The 20,658-nt window shown below is 63.7% G+C and carries 14 protein-coding genes and 1 tRNA gene; all 15 read right to left on the bottom strand.

From position 1 onward, the window contains the following. Nucleotides 1-114: 114 nt before the first annotated feature. The 15 genes from WD012_RS05190 to WD012_RS05120 all read right to left on the bottom strand — a co-directional run bounded on the left by WD012_RS05190 (nt 115) and on the right by WD012_RS05120 (nt 20,530). Nucleotides 115-1,533, bottom strand: coding sequence for a cell division protein (locus WD012_RS05190; protein ID WP_339562708.1), 1,419 nt, complete (start codon nt 1,531-1,533; stop codon nt 115-117). 156 nt (nt 1,534-1,689) lie between these two features. Further along, nucleotides 1,690-2,367: a pyroglutamyl-peptidase I gene (locus WD012_RS05185; protein ID WP_339562707.1), complete on the bottom strand. Its 678-nt coding sequence runs from the start codon at nt 2,365-2,367 to the stop codon at nt 1,690-1,692. A gap of 83 nt (nt 2,368-2,450) precedes the next feature. Further along, a complete protein-coding gene (locus tag WD012_RS05180; protein ID WP_422614368.1) occupies nt 2,451-3,338 on the bottom strand; it encodes an IspD/TarI family cytidylyltransferase in 888 nt (295 codons plus the stop codon). 933 nt (nt 3,339-4,271) lie between these two features. Further along, a complete protein-coding gene (locus WD012_RS05175; RefSeq protein ID WP_339562705.1) occupies nt 4,272-5,300 on the bottom strand; it encodes a purine nucleoside phosphorylase YfiH/LACC1 family protein in 1,029 nt (342 codons plus the stop codon). 406 nt (nt 5,301-5,706) lie between these two features. Beyond that, nucleotides 5,707-7,053 carry a peptidase U32 family protein gene (locus WD012_RS05170; protein WP_422614367.1) on the bottom strand — a complete coding sequence of 449 codons (1,347 nt, stop codon included), beginning with the start codon at nt 7,051-7,053 and terminating at the stop codon, nt 5,707-5,709. A 324-nt stretch (nt 7,054-7,377) separates the two neighbouring features. After that, nucleotides 7,378-8,241: an aldo/keto reductase gene (locus tag WD012_RS05165; protein ID WP_339562703.1), complete on the bottom strand. Its 864-nt coding sequence runs from the start codon at nt 8,239-8,241 to the stop codon at nt 7,378-7,380. Nucleotides 8,242-8,421: 180 nt separating this feature from the next. Then, nucleotides 8,422-10,605 carry a DUF2207 family protein gene (locus tag WD012_RS05160; RefSeq protein WP_339562702.1) on the bottom strand — a complete coding sequence of 728 codons (2,184 nt, stop codon included), beginning with the start codon at nt 10,603-10,605 and terminating at the stop codon, nt 8,422-8,424. Nucleotides 10,606-10,691: 86 nt separating this feature from the next. Next, entirely contained in the window at nt 10,692-11,255 is a 564-nt protein-coding gene (locus tag WD012_RS05155) for a LemA family protein (RefSeq protein ID WP_339562701.1), read from the bottom strand. 280 nt (nt 11,256-11,535) lie between these two features. Then, nucleotides 11,536-14,271, bottom strand: a complete 2,736-nt coding sequence (locus WD012_RS05150) for a polyribonucleotide nucleotidyltransferase (protein ID WP_339562700.1) — start codon at nt 14,269-14,271, stop codon at nt 11,536-11,538. Between the two features lie 322 nt (nt 14,272-14,593). Beyond that, nucleotides 14,594-14,863 (bottom strand): 30S ribosomal protein S15, encoded by a 270-nt coding sequence (gene rpsO, locus WD012_RS05145; RefSeq protein WP_339562699.1) that lies wholly within the window; start codon nt 14,861-14,863, stop codon nt 14,594-14,596. Between the two features lie 143 nt (nt 14,864-15,006). Continuing rightward, on the bottom strand, nt 15,007-15,732 hold the full coding sequence (locus WD012_RS05140; protein WP_339562698.1) for a hypothetical protein: 726 nt from the start codon (nt 15,730-15,732) through the stop codon (nt 15,007-15,009). Between the two features lie 347 nt (nt 15,733-16,079). Beyond that, a tRNA-Gly gene (locus WD012_RS05135) sits at nt 16,080-16,153 on the bottom strand. 175 nt (nt 16,154-16,328) lie between these two features. After that, entirely contained in the window at nt 16,329-18,152 is a 1,824-nt protein-coding gene (locus tag WD012_RS05130) for an amylosucrase (RefSeq protein ID WP_339562697.1), read from the bottom strand. A gap of 174 nt (nt 18,153-18,326) precedes the next feature. After that, the gene (locus WD012_RS05125) at nt 18,327-18,887 is read right to left on the bottom strand and encodes a holo-ACP synthase (RefSeq protein WP_339562696.1); all 561 of its coding nucleotides are present in this window, start codon (nt 18,885-18,887) and stop codon (nt 18,327-18,329) included. 41 nt (nt 18,888-18,928) lie between these two features. Then, nucleotides 18,929-20,530, bottom strand: a complete 1,602-nt coding sequence (locus WD012_RS05120) for a CPBP family intramembrane glutamic endopeptidase (RefSeq protein WP_339562695.1) — start codon at nt 20,528-20,530, stop codon at nt 18,929-18,931. Nucleotides 20,531-20,658: the final 128 nt, after the last annotated feature.

The raw sequence follows: 20,658 nt of genomic DNA, 5'->3' as shown, positions 1-20,658 counted from the left end.
ACCGCACGCTCCTCCCGAATGCCATGCCTTGGCGGACGCGCCCTGGGTGCGCCGCTATCGGCTACACCAACGGCGCCAACGGACCTTCCGAAGGCATCATATCAGGTTCGGCAATCAGTTGTTTGCCTTACCATCCCCGGCATCGCCCGCGGATGCCGGCAGCTGCGCCTGCTGCTGCGCCTGGCCGGCCAGTTGCTGGCCCTGGGCCGACGGCTGCGCGCCCTCGCCATCAGCGACCACACCGGTCACCGAGACATCGGCGTTTTCAGCCTGGGGCGTACCACCGAAATTGAAGCCGGAGAACGCGTTGGCGAACATCGAACGCAGCTCGGTCACGCGCTGCGTGATATTGGATTCCCGCTGCTGCAGCTCGGCGATATGCTTCTGCAAGCCATCCAGCTCGCTCTTCGCCGCCTGGCGACGCTCCTCGATCTGCTGCTCCGCGTCCGCAGTGGCTTTCTTCAGAATCTGCGCGGCCTGCTCGTCGGCCTCCTTACGCTTCTGGTCAGCGTACGCGTCAGCCTCCTCGCGGGTCTTCTTCGCCTTGCCGATCAGCTCGTTCGCCTCCTGCTTGGCGGCGGTGCGACGCTCCTCAAGATTGTCAAGCAGCTCGTTGACCTTCTTCGTCGCATCATCCTGCTGGGCGGCGATATCCGCGCGAATCTGCTCGGCCTCGGCATCCACCTGGCTCATCGTCTGCGTGCGATGCACCTCGGCCTGGTCGGAAATCTCCTGCGCCTTCGCCTTGGCGGCATCGGTGATCTCACCGGCCTTGCGCTGCGCCTCGGTCATCGTACGGGACGCCTGCTCACGCACGTCGGCAAGCTTCTTGTTCGCCTCGGCGAGCGCCTTCTCGATCTGGTCGTTCGCCTCGCTCTTCAAATGCGTGATCTCCTCGTTCGCCGCCTTACGCTGGTCGGCGATCTTCTGGGTGGCATCAGCCTTCATGTCGGAGATCTCGCGGTTCTGCTTGGCCAGGTCGGAAGCCATGCGCTTCTTGTGCTCCTCGCGGGCGTTCGTCAGCTCAAGCTTGACCGTGTCACGCTGCTCGGTGACCGCCTTCGCGGTTTCGGCACGCAGCTGGGCAGCCTCCTCCTTCGCGTTCGTGGTGATCGTGGCGGCATCGGAGTTCGCCTTGTCGAGCGTGGCCTTCGCCTTCGCATTCGCCTCATCGGTGATGTGCTTGGCATCCAGCTTCGCGTTGTTCAGCAGGGTCTCGGCCTGCGCCTGCGCGGAAGCACGCGTCGAGGCGGCATCCTGCTTGGCACGGTTGAGCAGCTCCTGGCTGGTCTGCTCGGCGGAGGCGAGCATCTGCTGGGCGTTCGCGCCAAGCGAGGCGAAGGAATTGCCCCTCGACGCCTTCTTGACGTTGTTCTTCTCCTCCTGAAGCTGGGCCTGCAGCTGCAGAATCGTGTCATCGCTCGACTTGACCTGTTCGCGCAGACGCTTCAGCGATTCCTGAGACGCCTCGATGGCCTCGTCGACCTTCTCCTTGTCGTAACCGCGCAACACGATCGGGAACCGATCCACCATGTATATTCCTTTCACCCACGGCGCGGACGCGCCGCAACACACAACCGATTGAACTTTATCGCAAAAAATGGACGGCACACGGGGCTGTCACCCAATTCTCACAGTTGTGTCGGGCGGCGGGCGAAACCGCGTATCCGGCGGCCGCCCCGGCACCGCTCAGCCGAGCAGCATCTCCCCCGACGACGGCTGGAGATCATACCGTACCGTCTCGCGCACAACATCGCGCGCCGCCGCAATCTGCTGGGCCAACGGCAGGCCATGCTGGGGGTGCGGCTGCTCGTTGACCGTCGGGAAGCTCAGGAACCCGCCGATGACATGATCCTTGGTCACCGCCCAATTCAGCAGGTTATAGAACAGGGAATTGCACACGTACGTACCGGCGTCCGAGCTCAGCGTCGCGGGAATGCCCTGCCCGGCGAACGCTTTGAGAATCGCCCGCAACGGCAGCCGCGTCCAGTAGGCTGCCGGGCCATCCGGATCGATCGGCATGCGGCGGGGGCGACGATTGTCGGCGTCAGGCTTCGCGGCATCCATCAGATTCGTGGCGCACCGCTCCAATTGCATGCCGCGGGCCGCACGCTTGAGGCCGGTCGCGATCACGATATCCGGGTGCGTGCGCTCGATGGTTTCCAACAGCATCGGCCACGCCTTGGCGAAACTCACCGGCAGCATCACCGTATGGATCTGCACGTGCACGTCGGCGAGACCGCCATCATGCCCGGCCGGCGCATCGATACCGTCGCGTTCCAGCGCGCGCAGCACCTCCAGGCACGGGTTGACGTCGATTCCCTCGTATGGCGCGAACCCGGACATCACCACGTTGATCTGCTTCATACCGACCAGTCTAGCCGCACCCGGCGGTGCGTCACGGTGGCGTGCTCCATAGCCGGCCGTAACCGACCGTAACCGACCGGATGTCAGTCCGATTCCGGTTCGGGTATGCCGGGTATGCCGGACATACCGGACGCTTCCGGGGATGCCGCGCCCGTCATACCACGCACACGATCGGCCGCACGCCGACGCGTGGCCTCGAACGCGAACCGCTTCACCATATCCAGGTCATCATGCGTCGTGATCTTCATATTGCTTTCACTGCCGGCCACAATCGCAACCCGGGTGTCCGGCAGGTAATCCACCACCACACGCGTGTCATCGGTCGGATGGAAATCAGGGTCCCGCGACGCCAGCTCGTAAGCGTGGCGGATCGTCGCGAAACGGAACGCCTGCGGGGTCTGGGCGCGGAACATATCGCTGCGGTCAGGCACCACGTGCACCACCTTGCGGTCGCCCAGATCCTCGGTGACCAGAATCGTGTCCGTGGACGGTATAGCGACCGTCGCCGCATCGAACTCATCCAGCGCATCAATGCAGCCGTCAATCGAGGAACGCTCGACAAACGGGCGCACCGAATCATGGATCAGCACCTTGGCATCGCTCGGGATGCCGAAATCCGCGAGCATCTGCAACGCGCTCTCCGTGCTGTCCACACGCTCGGCACCACCCTCGATGATCGTGCGGACCTTCGCGTAGCCGCCCTCGTCCACCAGACGCTCGACCTCATCACGCACCTGCGGGTTCACCACGACAACGATATCCGTGACCCTCGAGTCGTATTCGAACGCCTCGATGCTCCAACACACCACCGGCTTGTTCGCGACCGCGACCAGCTGCTTGGGGTTGCGGATATCGAAGCGGGTGCCGAAGCCGGCGGCGAGTACGACCGCGACCACGGGGACCCGGGCGGGGGGTTGGGCGAGGGTTGGGACGGGGGCCGGGGCTGGCTGAGCGGGCGACTCGGCGGACATCTGGAATTGGGCGGTTTCTAGCCGGCCGGTGTCAGGGGTTTGAGACCGCCGGGGGCGGTCATCCTGCCGGCCATGCTGGGACACTGGACTCTCTTCGCACATACGCCCCACCGTAAACGCAACCATGCCCCGATGCCACAGCGCGTGGAGGTTTCTGCACCGAATCGGCGGATTCGGCGGGCTGGCGTGCACCAGAAGAGTGGCAATGGCTCCATGACGACGATATCCACAAGGAATCCGCACGGTATGGAACAGATACCAAGGGATGAGGCGGGTTGGGGGCGGCAGCTGGCGGGCAGGGGATGCCGGCCGGTGACACAGAACGTTGGAATCATGCGGTTCCGGTGGATGGGCTCCGGCCCGATCCACCGACATCCATCGCCAGCGGGTCAAGGGCAGCAGCAGGCGGGCAGGAAAGCATGGCGATCTGGACAGAACGTTGGAATCATGCGCATCCCATGACAGACATCGCGACCTCGGTGGCCCGAACCCGACGCCCGGGACTCCACGGCGACGGTATCCACGAGCAATCCGCACGGTATGGAACAGATACCAAGGGATGAGGCGGGTTGGGAGCGGCAGCTGGCGGGCAGGGGATGCCGGCCGGTGACACAGAACGTTGGAATCATGCGGTTCCGGTGGATGGGCTCCAGCCTGATCCACCGACATCCATCGCCAGCGGCTCCACACACGCAACACCGACCACCGATTCGCACAGTGCGGAAAGAATACCAAGGAATTATGCGGACCGAGGGCGGCAACGGGCAAGGCAAGAGATGCCGGCGAGCGGAACGCATCGTTGGAATCATGCGGTTTTGGCATATGACTACACATCAGCGGGTCGGCTGTGGGGTCGGTATCCTTTCCATACGGTGGGTTTCGGTGCCTGATGCTGTAGGCCCGGCATGCATCAGGCCCGAACAACCCGGCCGGTCAGGCCTGCCGCGAAATCAGGGCAAGCATTCGACCCTCATGCGTTTTCTTGGCGAGCGCGGCGCGGCGATGCGAGTACCACAGCGGGTTCTCCAAGGTGCACAGGCTGTGTTTGATGGCACCGACCCGCTCGTCGAGCTGTGGATCGCCTTCGTTGTCGATACGGCACAAGTCGCGCAGTTCCTGGTCTTGCGCAAGATATTGCGTTGCGGCAGCGACCCGTGGCCGCGAATCGATGATGCGTTCGGCGCTGATACCGGCCTTGTCCAAGCATTGGCGGGCGGCTGCGGCGATATCGATGCCGGGGCCGCCGAAGCGGGTGAGCGTGTAGGTGCCGGGGAATTTCGCGTCGAATGCGTCGGCGATGTCACCGCCCACTTCGTAGCAATCGCCGCAGATACACGGGCCGAGGGTGGCGACGATGCGGGAGCGTTCGGCGCCTTTCGCGCACATGAGGTCGATGGTGTGGGCGATGATGTCGCGTTCCAGTCCTCTCCGGCCGCAATGCGCGCCCGCGATGATGCCGGAGGCCGGATCGGCCATGAGGACGGGCAGACAATCCGCTGCGAAGATACCGAGCGCGATGCCGGTGCGCGAGGTCACCTGGCCGTCGGCGGCGACCGCTCGCGGCCTCTCATCCGCGCCATCACCCGTGTCCGTAGCGTCAGCCGCCGTGTCGTCTGCCCGCACGGTGCCGGATACATCGAATCCGAAGGGCGTGTTGATGGCGAATGAACCATCGACATCCACTGCCTCCCCCGAGTGGACCTGGCTGATCAGGGACAGGTCCGCGCCGACCGCTGCGCGTAAGGCCACACGGTTGGCCAGCACATGCTCGGGGTCATCGCCGGATTTGCCGCCTAGATTGCATGCCGCGTAATCATCCTCGCTGACCCCGCCCAGCCGGGTCGTGTACGTCACGGTGATGCCGGGCGCAAGAATGACCGGAATGGTGACGGGAATCGGATTGCCGGAGTCATCGACCGGTGGGATGGCGTTGCTGTCCACGATGTTCGCAGGATCGTTCATACCGCCTATCCTAGCGGCATGCCGCGCAATCGCCATCCGCCGGTACTGCCGACCCCCAGTCGGGCCGAGGCGCTCCGCCCGGTTCTGTCAGGTTTCGTATGCCGGAACATGCGCGATCCCGGCCTGCCGTTGACCACCCCACCGCATCCGGTTAAGTTTCGTATGCCGGAGCATACGCGATTTGACGAACCGCAGCGTACAGCGGCATGGAGCCACGGCATTTGACGACTTGCGTATGCCACGGCATTCGCAGCCGGACAGTTCAGCGTTGAGGAACGGCGGATGCCGACCATCTAGCGTGCGACGCATGCCACGGCATACGCAATCCGTCATACGCCACGTTCCCGGCCACGCCAGAACCGAGCCGTCCCCGCCGGCTCCACCAGAACCGAGCCGTCCGACCCGACTATTCGGCTTTCAGCGTGCGGTTGCGGGCGCGGGAACGAATCGCGGCATTCGCGGTCACCGGCTCGGGGCAGGGCATGGAGAATACATGGGCGGGGTTGTTCACCGATTCGACCCAATGGCCCTCGGCGTCAAGGAACCCGCCCGCCGGCACGGTCATACGCAGCGGTTCGCGACCGGGCATCAGGAACTCGACTTCCTGCCCGGCTTCGATCTTGTTGCGGCTCATGAGCGTGACTCGCTGCGTCGCAGCGTCATACGACATCACTTCGCCCACGACAATCCAATCGCGGAAATACCCGCCGCGATCCGTGTTCTGCCCGACCGGATGCTCAGGATAGTAGAACCCCGTGCTGTATTCGCGGTGCGACACCTTATATGGCTCGTCCAGCACCCACTGCGGCAGTTCAACGTGCGGAACGTCACCGGGCAGACGCGCGGCATCGCCCAGCAACGCGGGCTGCCCTGCCGGCGTGCGGCGGACCCGGTCCGTAAACAGCCGCAACGTATGGCCCTGCCCGTCCTCGAACCCTCGCTGGACCATGTACGCGTCCACCGCCGTCTTATAGGCGTTCGTGACCGCGGCCACATAATACGCGCTTTTCGCACGGCCCTCGATTTTCAGGCTTGTCGCCCCCGCGTCGATGAGATCGTCAAGATGGCCGAGCATGTTCATATCCTGCGAATTGAACAGGAACGTCCCCTCGCCGTTCTCTTCGACCGGGAAGAACCGGCCGGGTCGCTTCTCCTCGACCACGTGGTATTTCCAGCGACAGGGCTGCGCGCAATCGCCGTGGTTGCCGCTGCGGCCGGTCAGATAATTCGACAGCAGGCAGCGTCCGGAGAAGGCCATGCACATCGAGCCGTGCACGAAGCATTCGATATCGAGGTCATCCGGCGTATTCGCGCGGATGTCACGGACCGCGTCCAGATCAAGCTCGCGGGCGAGCACCACACGCTTCGCACCCAGCTCGTACAGCGCGTTCGCGGCACCGTAATTGGTGACGCCTGCCTGCGTGGACACGTGCAATTCGAGGTTCGGGGCGATATGGCGGGCTTCCATCATGATGCCGATATCGGTGACGATCAGCGCATCGACCCCGACCTCGGCGAGCTGGCCAATGTATTCGCGCATGGCCGCGACCTCGTCGTTATGCGGCAGGATGTTGCAGGTCACGTAGACGCGTGCGCCATGCTCGTGGGCGTATCGCGCGCCCTCCTCGAAATCCTCGAGCGTGAAATTCTTCGGCGCCGAACGCATGCCGAAGGCCTTGCCGCCGCAGTAGACGGCGTCCGCGCCGAAATCGACCGCGGTTTTCAGACTGCGCAGATTGCCGGCGGGCGCCAGGACTTCGGGACGCCGGCGGGTATGACGGGACGCCGCTGCGATTGGAGCCTTGCTGACTTGTGTGGTCGTCTGCGTGATTGCCTGCGGAGGTATCCGCGAAATTGCGGGAGATTGCGTTGCCTGTTCGCCCAGTGTGGTTCGTTCGCTCGTCATCTGTTCATTCATCACCGCATAGCATAACAATCCCGCCGCGATGACACGTCCCACGGCGTCTTTTCCACCGAACCGAATCCCACACGGGCCGCAATACGACCTGGTTACGCCGAACAGCTCCCCTGGCGTAACCAGATTGAATGGCGGAACAACAGGCCGTAGGCGACCGGCTCAGCCGAGATAGGCGAGTTCGTCGGGGCTGAGCTCGAGTTCATCGGCCTTGAGCGAGTCAAGAATGGTTTCAGGTCGATGCGCGCCCGGAATCACGAACATGTGATCGCCCTTGGCGAGCTCCCATGCGAGCACCACCCGCTGGTAGCTGACACCATGCTTCGCGGCGACTTTGCGGAACGGATCGAACAGATGCTCGTCGTAAGGGTGACGATACCCGCCGAGCGGACTCCAGCACACGAAGGCGAGACCGAGCTTCGCGCAGTACTCAAGCGTATCCTGCGTCTCCAGGTGGATCGGGGAATACTGGTTCTGCACGGCGACCAGCTTGTCGCCCAACACGCGACGGGCGATATCCAGCTGTTCGATGGTGACGTTCGACACACCCGCCCACTTGGCCACCCCTTGGTCAAGCAGCGCCTTGATGCCTTCGCAGGACTCCTCGTACGGGACCTCCGGGTCATGGCGGTGCAGGTACAGCAGGTCGATCGCGTCCACGCCGAGCGCCTGCGCCGACTGCTTGCCGTATTCGATGAGATGCTCCGGCTTGCCGTCACGCGGCCAGATCGGCTTGTCGCCATCCCATGCACGACGCAACCCCACCTTGGTGGCGACCAGCACCTCGTCACGCGGGCCGTTCCACGTATCAAGCGCCTCACGCACCAGCTTCTCGCCGGTCTGCTCCTCCTCGCCGGGTGTGTAATACGCCCACGCGGTGTCAATATGGCGGCAACCGGCGTCCAAGGAGGCGTGCAGTGTCTCGATGCCGACCTCATGTCCACGGTTGTTCTCGATGGTCAACGGCATCTCGCCATGCCCGATGGCAGTGGTGTGGAACGGCCCCAGATCACGGAATAACGTCATCAATCCTCCTTCGCGGACACCGCATACCCTCATGGCAGGCGGCTGCCGGACAACGTGTCGTCGGTCAACCGACCACGGCACCGGTTCGCCTGCCGCCGGTTGATGCAACCAGCTCCAGCCTACGGGCAGATATGGATTTCACCGGGCGGGCCAGCACACGCCCGCCCCCCGCCAGCAGGATCACCGACCGCCGAAACTCCCGCCACCGGCGCCACCGCCGCCACCGCCGAAGCCGCCGCCGGAGAAACCGCCGCCCGACAGGCCGCCACCCGACGAATCCGCCGGATGCAGGACCGTTTGCGCCGCCTGCTGGACTTCGGTGAAGCCAGCACCCAGCTGCGTGCCCAGATCAGCGAAAGACGAGGGGGTGAACGAGGCGCCGGCGATCGCACCGCCCAACGCCGCCGCGCTGTTCGTGCCGAAGCCCGTACGCCAGTACATCGGGCGGTACATCCAGTACAGCAGCGAATCGGAGGCGTTGCTGTCAAGCCACGCAGGGTCGGACAGTTCGGGAACCGCTTCGGCAAGCTGACGCATCACCTGCTCGGACATACCGAAGGCCGCCGCGTATACGAGATACCGGTCCCACAACGTGAGGTCCAGCACGCCGCGATCCTTGAAATCGCTGAAGTCGTCGAGATACTGCTTCAACCCCTCCACCTGCGTGGCGAGCGCCTTGCCGTTGTCGTTCAGCCCGGTGAACCGCGTCAGGTTCAGGCATACGGCCAGGCAGAAGGCCAATGGCAGGATCAGCGCGAACTGCATGGCCAGATTGTCGTTGAACAGCACCATGCAGCCCAGCCCGTACAGCACCGAGCATACGGCGGCGGCGATCGTGCCGCGCCCGTTGGACGTTGTGGCGCCAAGCGCGGCGAACTCGCCCGCGAACCGTTCGACCATCGACTCCTGCTTGCGGGCGCCCGACTTCCAGTCGCTCATCGATTCGCGCATCCGGCCCATGTCGAACACCCGGCTGTTGACACGATGCCCCACGGTTTGCAGGAAATCAAGCAGCGCATCCTCGGATTCGCACAGGTTCAGCTGTGCGCGCGTGCCAGGGTTGTCGCTCGCCGATTCGATCGCGATGGTCACATTGTCGCTCGTGCCGGAAGCCATGCCTTGTGCGGCCGGGGATGCGGCGATCGCCGCGGACAGCGCGTGGGGGTCTGTGATGGCGACGTTGATGCCGTTGTACGACTCGCTGTCGCCCGGCAGGATACGGATCGCATGCTTCGAAGCCAGCGACAGCATGGTCGCCGACAGTGCGCGCGCATCCGTCTGCGACGAGGACACGTTCTCCAGCACGCCGTTGAGCCGCGCGGCGTTGTTCGGGCTCATATCGGGCGGGTCATGCCGGTAGACGACGTCTTTGGGGCAGGAGGCCTTGCGACGGCTGAACACCGTAGACACGATCAGCCACACCGCCAGGGCGATGACGATCAGCACGGCCAGCGTCACCTCGACCACCAGTGTTCTCGCCTTGATGCGCTGGCTGTCCTTCCACGCCTGTTCCAGCTGGTTCTCATGCGCCATGAGGATGGCTTTGTGCCCGCCGTCCTCATGCCGGGCGACGCCGGAGGTCTTGGCCACGTCGAGCATGGCCACCAGATCGAGATAGTCGCCGGACTTCACGTTGTATGCGGTGAACTTGAGCGAGCCGTCATCCGCGCGCGACGTGGTCGACGTGCCTTCGTAATGCAGCCATGCCCATGAGTCCTTCGCCGTGACCCCTTCGGGGAAGGTGACCGTGCCGGTGAGCTTGCCGATCGGCACCTGGTTTGACGCGCCGACCGGTTCCCACTGGAACGCGGCAACGTCATCATAGGCGGTGCTGACGCCCTCGAAGGTCATGGTGATGTCGAAGCCGAGGCTGTCCGCTTCACTGGTGGCCGGAATATTCCAGCCGAGCTCCAGTGTGCCGTCAGACGATCCTGCGGATGCGTCGTACGGTTCCAGGTCATCGCCGTTGACCCGGGCGAGATACCAGTGGCCCGCGTACGTGGAATCCCACGCACCGTTGGTGTCCGCCCCGGGAATGACCGGGTCGGCCTGCGTGTACGTGGTGCCGCTCGTGGTGTTGCGCACGCTGACACCGGTGATCGCGGTGAGCTGGGAGGGGTCGAGTTTGTACCGCTGGTAGAGCTGCCGCCACGGCTTGTCGCGATCCTTGAGCTTGACGTCGATATGCTCGGTGATCTTCAGGTCACCGTTGGCCAGCACCTTGACGCGGTAGTCCGCGCTGCGATACGACAGGTCCGGGGAGTCGCCGTGCGGCGAGACCATGACGACGGCGAACGCGCATACCAGGGTCACGATGATCCCGGATAGAAACGCCTTCACCCATATGCCGGTTTGATGTTTCATGGCTCACTCCCCTCGGTGCGGACAGCCCAGACGACCAGTACGGGCGGCAATGCCACAATGCCGCAATACCGCAATGCGACGGAATATCAGAACTTCACCTGCGGGGCCTGCTTGGAGGCCTCATCCACCTGGAAGTATTCCGCCTGCTCGAAGTGGAACAGGCCGGCCACGATGTTGCTCGGGAAGGTCTCGATCGCGTTGTTGAGCTTGAGCACGACATCGTTGTAGAACTGGCGCGCGTAGGCGATCTTCTGCTCGAGCTCCTGCAGCTGGCGTTGCAGGTCCATGAAGTTCTGGTTCGCCTGGAGCTGCGGATACGCCTCGGCGGTGGCCTGCAGGTTGAACAGGGCGCGGCTCAGGTCGTTTTCCGCGGCGATGCGTTCCGCGGTGCCCGCCTGCTTGTCGGCGGCCACGGCCACGGCCTTCGCGCGGGCCTCGGTGACCTGCGTGAACACCTGGGACTCATGGGTTGCGTAACCCTTGACGGTTTCCACGAGGTTCGGCACCAAATCGGCGCGTTGCTTGAGCTGGACATCGATCTGCGCCCAGCCGTTCTTCACCCGGTTGCGCAGGGTGACCAGATTGTTGTAGGCGCTGATCATCCACACAATGACCAGCAGCACGATGACGGCAATGATGATCCACACCATCGTTCTCTCCTTCGAAATCCCGGAAATCGCCATGATCCCGGCAGGACTGTCCCGCATGTCCAGTATCTCAGAAGCCTTGTACTATCCCGCGCATCGGCACGCGCCATCGCGCACGGCCGCGCACACAATACGCCCGCCCGCAGCACGGACAGCCGTCGGACATGTGGCGTTCCATATGAAAAGGGCCGCCGGGAAACTCCCGACGGCCCTATCAGCTCAACTGAACCGGACGGTCACGCCATGTGCGGGCGGGCCGGTGCGTAACCGAACCGGTCCGCGATCAGTCCTCCTCGAACGGATCGAAATCGCGGCGCACGCGGCGGCGCGGACGCTCGTGACGCTCCTCGCGGTCGGCGCGATACTCGTCATAATGGTCATCCGCCGCATAGCGCGGGTTGCGGTCATCGCGACGGCCGCCACGATAGCCACGGCCGCCACGGTCATCACGGTCGGAACGTTCGGCACGGCGGCCACGACGCGGACGATCATCATACTCATCATCACGCTCGTCACGGTCATCGCGGGAACGGCGGGCCGGACGATCGTCATCATAGCGGTCGTCACGGCTGCGGCGGGACGGACGGCGGTCATCGTCGTAACGGTCGTCACGCTCGTCACGATCATCGCGATCGTCACGGGAACGACGGCCACGACGCGGACGATCATCATACTCGTCATCACGATCGTCACGGTCATCACGACGGCCACGGCCACCGCGATATCCGCGATCCTCGCCCTCGTCACGACGGCCACGGCCGCCGCCACGACGCTCGTCACGCCCGCGGCCGGCGGAACGCGGAGCCGAAGACTCCTGATCCTCGAAGCCGGGGATGGCCAGGGAGATCTTGCCGCGGTCATCCACGCCCTGCACGACGACTTCGACGGTGTCGCCTTCCTTGAGCACGTCCTCGACAGCGTCGATACGCTCGCCGTTGGCGAGGTTGCGCACCTGGGAGATGTGCAGCAGGCCGTCGGTGCCCGGGGTGAGGTTCACGAACGCGCCGAAGCTCGTGGTCTTGACGACCTTGCCGTTGTACACCTCGCCCGGTTCGGGGACATGCGGGTTGGCGATGGAGTCGATGATGCCCTTCGCCTTCTCGGCGGCCTCGCCACCCTCGGAGGAGATGTACACGGTGCCGTCGTCCTCGATGGTGATCTCGGCGCCGGTGTCCTCCTGGATCTGGTTGATCATCTTGCCCTTCGGGCCGATGACCTCGCCGATCTTGTCGACCGGCACCTTGGTGGTGATGATACGCGGGGCGAACGGGCTCATCTCGGCCGGGCCGTCGATGCACTCGTTGATCAGGTCGAGGATCGTGGCGCGGGCTTCCTTCGCCTGCTGCAGCGCGGCGGCAAGCACGTCGGCCGGAATGCCGTCGAGCTTGGTGTCCAGCTGCAACGCGGTGATGAACTCGGAGGTGCCGGCCACCTTGAAGTCCATGTCGCCGAACGCGTCCTCGGCGCCCAGGATGTCGGTCAGCGTCTTGTAGATGTGCTGGCCGTCAACGTCACCGGAGACCAGACCCATCGCGATGCCCGCGACCGGGGCCTTCAGCGGCACGCCGGCGGACAGCAGCGACAGGGTGGAGGCGCACACGGAGCCCATTGAGGTGGAACCGTTGGAACCGATGGCCTCGGAGACCTGACGGATGGCGTAGGGGAACTCCTCGCGGCTCGGCAGCACCGGCACGAGGGCCTTCTCGGCGAGAGCGCCATGGCCGATCTCGCGACGCTTCGGGGAGCCGACGCGGCCGGTCTCGCCGGTCGAATACGGCGGCATCTCGTAGTTGTGCATGTAGCGCTTGGACTGCGGGCCGCTCAGCGCGTCGATCTGCTGCTCCATCTTGAGCATGCCGAGCGTAGTGACACCCAGAATCTGGGTTTCGCCGCGCTGGAAGAGGGCGGAGCCGTGCACGCGCGGTACGATGTCCACCTCGGCGGACAGGGTGCGGATGTCGCGCAGGCCGCGGCCGTCGATACGGTAGTCCTGGGTCAGGATGCGGCGGCGCACGATCTGGCGCTGCAGCTCCTTGAACGCGTTGCCGAGTTCCTTCTCCTTCTCGGCGTCGTCCATGTCGGTGAACTCGTTGGCCAGCTGCTCGCGCACCTGCTCCTTGATCTCGTGGATGCGCTCCTGGCGGGGCAGCTTCTCGGCAATGGACAGGGCTTCGTCAAGCTCGGAGTGGGCGATCTCGTCGATGCGGTTGTACAGGTCCTCGGTGTACTCGGGGAACAACTGGAACTCTTTGGCCGGCTTCGGGGCCTTGGCCTTGAGCTCGTTCTGCGCCTCGCAGATCGTCTTGATGAACGGCTTGGCCGCTTCAAGACCACCGGCGACGACTTCCTCGTCCGGCTTGGTCTGGCCCTCGTCATAGATGAGGTGCCAGGCGTTCTTGCCTGCACCGGCCTCGATCATGGCGATCGCGACATCGCCGTTCTCGACCACGCGGCCGGCGACGACGATCTCGAAGACCGCACGCTCACGTTCGCTCCAGCGCGGGAAGGCGACCCACTGGCCGTCGATCAGGGCCAGGCGCACGCCGGAAACCGGGCCTTCGAACGGCAGGCCGGAAATCATGGTGGACGCGGATGCGGCGTTCAGGGCGAGCACATCATAGGCGTCGTCAGGGTTGACGGCGAGCACGGTCTCCACGACCTGCACCTCGTTGCGCAGCGTGTGCGGGAACAGCGGGCGCAGCGGACGGTCGATGATACGGCAGGCGAGGATCGCCTCGGAGCTCGGACGGCCCTCACGGCGGAAGAAGGAGCCCGGGATCTTGCCCGCGGCGTACATCTTCTCCTCGACATCGACGGTCAGCGGGAAGAAGTCGTAGTTCTCCTTCGGGCTGGAACCGGCCGTGGTGGTGGACAGCACCATCGAATCATCGTCAAGATAGGCGGCTACAGCCCCATCCGCCTGCTGGGCGAGACGACCCGTCTCGAAACGCAACGTGCGCTTGCCGAATGAACCATTATCGATTACGGCCTCTACGGCCTTGATTTCGGGACCCTCCAAGGGTTCCTCCTTTGTTTGTTTTCTATCTACCTAAACCAATGCTGACCTGACGCAGGCCGTGCGTATCACGCGGCAAACCTGGCCGCGAATTCCTCGTTTCCCTCGTGTCAGTACGTCAGTCCCATTATTCACTTATTCATTGACTTTTTCGCCTGCGGCATCGCACCCCGTGCGAGTCTTCCACCGCTGCCCGGCGCCCCTGCGCTTCCGGTCCGCGACGGCAGGGCAGCCATGCCGGCCACCGCCGCGGGCATCAGCGCGAATCCCTTCGCAATCACAAGATATGCAAGCGCCCGCGTGCGATGACGCGGGCGGAAGTCTTCTATCGACGCAGGCCGAGACGCTCGATCAGGGAACGGTAACGGTCGATGTCCTCACGCTTGAGATAGTCAAGCAGACGACGACGGTCACCGACCATGAGCAGCAGGCCACGACGCGAATGGTGGTCATGCTTGTGGGTCTTGAGATGCTCGGTCAGATCCGAGATACGCTTGGTCAGCAGCGCAACCTGAACCTCCGGGGAACCGGTGTCGCCTTCGTGCGTCGCGTACTTGCTGATGATTTCCTGCTTGTCCTGAGCCGTAAGTGCCACGGCTTCCTCCTTGGATCTCGTTGCGCGGTGCCGCCGGCCCGATGCCGGAGCGCTCTCTATCCGCGGGCGAAACACGCCGAATCACAAGTGTAACCCCAGGCATGGAACAATGCGGGAAACGCCGTTTCTCCATTTCACCGTATTCAGACCGCCTCAAGCAGACCGCCGAACATGACGACGCACAGCGACACCACTTCAATGACAAAAAACAGGGTGAACGACGCCCAGCTGCGGGTCAGCACATTGAGCGGGGAATCCTTGCGCACCACGATCAGCAGGCCGACAAACACGATCGCATAGACCGCGACCGCGGCGCCCGCGGTCATGATGCCCAAATTCGCCGCATTCGCCAACGGCGCCGCATCACCGAACACCACGTATGTCGAATACCAGAAATTGAACCGCAACAGGCACAAGCCGGCAATCAGCTGCTCGGCGATGACACCCGCCACGAACACCACGCGCCACAGCCAGCGACGCGCATCGACAATCAGCATGCCAAGCCCCGTGCACGCCAGCACGGTGACCAGCCATGCGATGAACATCACGCCCTGCACCGACAACCTGCCGGCGGCGGCAACCAGCCGTTGCGTGTCACGCACGGCGATATCGCGGCCGATACCATACGGCACGATGATGGCGAGCAGCAGCAGGACGGCGAACACGGCCCACTGCACCGGATGTGAACGGCTGCGTTCGATATCCGCCAAAGACAGGTCGCTGTCGGGGATGGTGGGCTCGGGATGCTTGGAGACATCGACGTGCTCGACCTTGCCATGCACGATCTCGGTCGCGGTGTTCGATTCGCCGGTGGTGCCGGCCGCCGTCCCGGTCGTATCGGTGTCGTGCCGTGTACCAGTCTGCGCCATGCATCGCCTCGCTTGTCCGGACATGCGGCGCGATGGCCACACGCGTTGTTTCGCTACCCACTCTAGTATGCCGCATGCCGGATCGATGCGCACGAATCCGGGCCGGGCATCGACCCGTGCATCCCGTCCACCGTCGGTCAATCAGGACAGGCCGAATTCAACATCTGCGCGAATCGGCATGCGTGGGCGAGATATCGAGACTCGCCCTTCCCGACTGCACCGAGGCAGGCGCCGGAATACCGGACCGGGAAGTCACACAAACCGGCGACGCCCTCAGCCTGCTTAGCGTCAGCAGGTTGAGGGCGGCGGCGCAGGGAACGAAAAAGCCCCGGAAACCCGGGGCCGTGTGGAGCGGATGACGGGAATCGAACCCGCGTAATCAGTTTGGAAGACTGAGGCTCTACCATTGAGCTACATCCGCGCATCGCACCATCTGCACGCCATAGCACACAGACCACGCAACTCGGGTTATTATACACGACACTGCGACGATGCCGCAACCGTGCAGCCGAATATGGTGGGCGTGCCGCCGCGCAACACGTATCCGCACGCGACGGCACGCCGAACCCGGTGCCGCATGGATCACACCGCACGAATCAGCAGACCTCGATCTTCCACTCGTACGGCTTGAGCGTCACCGTGCGCGGCAGGCTCACTCCCTCGATACTGTCCAGTGTGGCGGTCGCATCGCGGTTCGCGAAATTGAACACGCCGAGCAGGGTGCGCCCGCCCGCCTGCCGGACCATCGCAAGGACGCCGTCATCATGCGCGTCCCATGTGGTCACCCACGCGTCGGGGGCGAAGCAGGGGTCCGAACGCATTGCACGCACATCCGCCATGCCTTCCCACAGGCGGTTCGGCAAGGTTCCGGGGACGTCGCGATTCGCGGCGTTCTTCCAGTTGAACTTGCTGCGATGCAGATTGCGGCTGTCGGCGACACGGTCCGGATCCTCCTTGTAATCCCAGCCGTTGAGCTGACCGATCTCATCGCCGCAGTTGAGCATCGGGAATCCGCGCAGGAAGCCCATCGCGTGGTGCATAAGCAGGTCACGCTGGATCGAGCGCTCGTACAGCGGCCGGTCATGCGTGATGATCGCCCGTTCGATGCCGCACAGGCTCGCCGTGGTGCCGCAGCTGCGCGCGTCGCCGGACGCCGGATCGTAGTTGTACAGCTCACCCATCGACCAGCTGCCAGGCACCATGCCCTCATAGAAGTGGTAGAGGAATTCCTTATGCTTGAACGGGTCGATGCCCAGCTGGCGTTCGACATCCTCGTCCAGGCCCCAGCCGATGTCGTCATGGCAACGCAGGTAGTTGACGAACCAGCAGTTGTCGGGCAACGCGTCGAGCTTGTCGATCTGGGTCTTGAGCTGGCGGGTGTCGCCGTTGGCGAGCGCGCTCCACAGGTTGACCATGACGGACACGTTGTACAGCATGTGGCATTCGGGCTTTTCAGGAGTGCCGAAGTAGGCGGCGAGTTCCTTGGGCGCCATGACGACCTCGCCTTTGAACACGACGGCCGGGCAGACGATTTCGGACATGATGCGCATCATGCGCACGATGGTGTGGACCTGCGGCAGGTTGCGGCAGTTGGTGCCGAGCTGCTTCCAGATGTACGGTACGGCGTCAATGCGGAAGACCTCGACGCCGAGATTGGCCAGGTGCAGCAGGCTGGACATCATGGCGACGAAGACCTTGGGGTTGCGGTAGTTGAGGTCCCATTGGAACGGGTAGAACTGGGTCATGACCCACTTGTGCATCCGCTCGTTCCAGGTGAAGTTGCCGGGCGCTGCAGCGGGGAAGACCTGCGGGACGACGGCATCATACTGGTCGGGGATGGTGCGGTCGTCGTAGCAGAAGTAGTAGTCCTGGTATTCAGGGTCGCCGGCCTGCGCGGCTTTCGCCCAGCGGTGGGTGGACGCGGTGTGGTTCATGACGAAATCAAGGCACAGGCTGATGCCGGCTTCGCGCAGTTTCGCAGTGAGGTCGGCGAGGTCCTCATTGGTGCCGATGGACGGGTCGACGGTGTCGAAGTCCTCGATGGCGTAGCCGCCGTCGTTGTCCGGGTGCGGCATGGACAGCAGCGGCATAAGGTGCAGGTAGGTCAGGTGCTGTTCCTTGAGATAGTCGATATGCTTGGCGAGGTCGGTCAGTTTTCCGGCGAACAGGTCGGTGTACATGGTCATGCCGAACATGTCGCCGCGGCGGTACCACTGCGGGTCCTGCTCGCGGGCGGCGTCGAGACGCTTGAGGTCGGCTGGCCGGTCGGCGTGGGCCTTTGCCATGACGCGTTCAAAGTGGTTGAATTCCGGTGAATCCCCGTACAGCGAGCGGAACAGCTGTTCGAGTTCCGCGCGACGTGGCGCGAGACGCCCGGCGAATACGGTATCACGATGCGTGGCTTCGTGCTTGGCTTCCATATGAAACTCCTATGTCTCTTCAGCCTGCGAGCCTGCTCATTCAGACTCAAAAAGTGGACACTAGTATATCAAACCGGTTCGATTCAGACAATGCGACGCTCCGGGCGACGATATGAAACGATACGAAAGACGATACGACATGCATAGGGTGCAGGAACCAGGCCCGGCATGGATTCAGATTCCGTCGCGCACGACGAGCATCGCGACCGCCGAGGCGACCGGACCGTCATGGCTCAGGGAGATATGCCAACGCCAGCGCGACCCCTCCCCCGGTTGCGCGTCAGCATCGGTCGCTCCGGGCATGTCACTATGAACACCGCGGAGGACATCAGACCTGTGCAGAATATCGGACCCGCACAGAGCGTCGGACAACGCCCGTGCGACATCGTCGGCAAGCACCACATGCGGCACCCCACGGGCATCATCAAGGATTTCGATTCGCGCCCATGGCACGTTGTCCACGGTGTACGGAAGCGGGCCGGTCTCCCCCAACGCCTCGCACCACGCCTTGATCACCGCCTCCTTGCCGGCCCAACGCGCGGCGAGATGCACAGCCTCGCCGTCGGCTTTCATTCGGCCGCGCAGGGCGCTTTGCCGCAGTTCACGCGGCGAGAACAGGCGGCGCATGCCCCCGCCGGGCTCCTCGAGCTGTTCGGCGAAGGCGTCCAGCGCCACGACATCATGACCGAGACCGGCAATACGGTCCGCGGATTCCCGCTCACCCCTTACCACCATCGCCGCCATCGATGCCGCCGTTTCGTCTGTATCGCACATCATCACACCGCAGTGAATCCGGTCGCGAAGGCGAAGAGGAACGACAACCCGAGGAACACCAGGAACCACGGGGAACTCCAGCACGCCGCAACCGTACCCTGCGGGCTGCGGTTGGCCTTCATGTATTCGCGGATGTTCCTGAACCGCAAGACAAGGTACAGCAGGGAGCCGAGACCGACAAGGATGTACAGCCCGAACCCGACGATGTTCTGCGCGTTTTCCGGCATCAACGTCAGCAGGCGGGAGAACAGGTCGGAGAACACGAAATTATTCGTGATATGCAGCGCAATCGACCACACCAGCCCATATTCGGCGGCGATATAGCCCAAGACCAGGCCGACGAGAATCGCATACGTGCCTTGCAACAGATCCGTGTGGAAGAAGCCGAACAGGACCGCGCTGGTGACGATCGAGAACACCTTGCCGTATTTGGCGAGCGCGGGCATCACCAAGCCGCGGAACAGCAGCTCCTCCATGATCGGGCCGAAAAATCCGGCGTACAGAACCATGGCGAGCGTGCCCATCGAGGCGTCGATGCTGTCCATCGCCGTGCTGGGCTGGAAGCCAAACAAGCCGGACAGCCAGTCAAGCGCCGGTTCGAGGATGAAGGTGTAGACGTCGGAAGCGCCGAGAATCAGCATGATGGCGAGCAAAAAGACGACAGGCGTCATCTTGCGGTGCACGCGCTCACCGCGTCCGGTCAGTTCCATGCGCAGCTCGTGCGGCAAGCCGTGCCATAACTGGTCGTGCGAACGCATGAGGGCCAGGTAGATCGCACACCCGACGAGGGCGATCAGGCTGACGGCGCCGGATATCCGATTGGTGAATGCGTCACTGAACACCTCCGATTCGGGGGTGCCCTGAAGGATCATCACCGTGGCGATGGTCATCTGGGCGACCAGCGCGACCGCCGTCATCACGACACAATAGAACAGCACAAGCCGCGCCTCGCGGCCGACCGCACGACGCACTTGCTGGGCGTAGGTGAGGACGCGTCGGGGGATCCATGCAGGCTGTTGGGCCTGTGGCATCGGCTGCGGCGGGTAGGGATAGGGCGGCACCTGCTGGTAGGGCGGTACAGCTTGCGGCGGGTAAGGGTACGGCTGATATGGCTGGGGCGGGTACGGCTGATATTGCTGAGGTGGGGTTACCTGATACGGGTAAGGCTGGTACGGGTAAGGCGGCACCTGCATCTGGGCCGGATACGCGGGATTCGGGTATGTCGCCGCCGGGGCCACCGGCTGCGGGAATTGCGGGAATTGCGGATATTGCTGAGGCTGCGCATTGGCCTGCGCTGGCGGGACCTGCTGATACGGCTGATACTGCTGATACTGCTGTGCCTGCGGGATCTGCTGATACGCCTGGTATGGCTCGGCCGGACAATCGGCCGGCTGTCCATCGGGCTGGCGGGAGGACTGGGCAGCGGGCTGATATTCCTCTTGCGAATATGCGGATTGTTGATTCCCCTGCCGATATTCCTGCCGCGCGGTCTGCTGCGGCTGCGTCATCGGCGGCTGCGTCATCGGCGGCTGCTGGCCGGTCGGTGCGACATGTTCCGGCCGGTTCGCGCAAGTGTTGTCTGCATCATCGCTCTGGTCGCTCATGTGTTCCCTTTCCTACTGCGTCCCGCACACGCGAAGCCGCCGTGCGCTGTCGTCATCATCGTGTTGCCATCATCGCAGCCGCGGCTGACCGTTTCATGGGACGCCAAACGCGTGCTGCGTCCGCCGAC

It is taken from the genome of Bifidobacterium thermophilum (genome assembly GCF_037482445.1).
Taxonomy (GTDB): Bacteria; Actinomycetota; Actinomycetes; order Actinomycetales; family Bifidobacteriaceae; genus Bifidobacterium; species Bifidobacterium thermophilum_B.
Note: the sequence above shows the minus strand (reverse complement) of the source record. Positions and strands in the feature narration are given on the sequence as shown.

Bases quoted from the DNA above. Each gene is read 5' to 3' on its own strand.
- WD012_RS05190 (WP_339562708.1), bottom strand. From the start codon at position 1,533: ATGGTGGATCGGTTCCCGATCGTGTTGCGCGGTTACGACAAGGAGAAG.
- WD012_RS05185 (WP_339562707.1), bottom strand. From the start codon at position 2,367: ATGAAGCAGATCAACGTGGTGATGTCCGGGTTCGCGCCATACGAGGGA.
- WD012_RS05180 (WP_422614368.1), bottom strand. From the start codon at position 3,338: ATGTCCGCCGAGTCGCCCGCTCAGCCAGCCCCGGCCCCCGTCCCAACC.
- WD012_RS05175 (WP_339562705.1), bottom strand. From the start codon at position 5,300: ATGAACGATCCTGCGAACATCGTGGACAGCAACGCCATCCCACCGGTC.
- WD012_RS05165 (WP_339562703.1), bottom strand. From the start codon at position 8,241: ATGACGTTATTCCGTGATCTGGGGCCGTTCCACACCACTGCCATCGGG.
- WD012_RS05160 (WP_339562702.1), bottom strand. From the start codon at position 10,605: ATGAAACATCAAACCGGCATATGGGTGAAGGCGTTTCTATCCGGGATC.
- WD012_RS05155 (WP_339562701.1), bottom strand. From the start codon at position 11,255: ATGGTGTGGATCATCATTGCCGTCATCGTGCTGCTGGTCATTGTGTGG.
- WD012_RS05140 (WP_339562698.1), bottom strand. From the start codon at position 15,732: ATGGCGCAGACTGGTACACGGCACGACACCGATACGACCGGGACGGCG.
- WD012_RS05130 (WP_339562697.1), bottom strand. From the start codon at position 18,152: ATGGAAGCCAAGCACGAAGCCACGCATCGTGATACCGTATTCGCCGGG.
- WD012_RS05125 (WP_339562696.1), bottom strand. From the start codon at position 18,887: ATGGTGGTAAGGGGTGAGCGGGAATCCGCGGACCGTATTGCCGGTCTC.
- WD012_RS05120 (WP_339562695.1), bottom strand. From the start codon at position 20,530: ATGAGCGACCAGAGCGATGATGCAGACAACACTTGCGCGAACCGGCCG.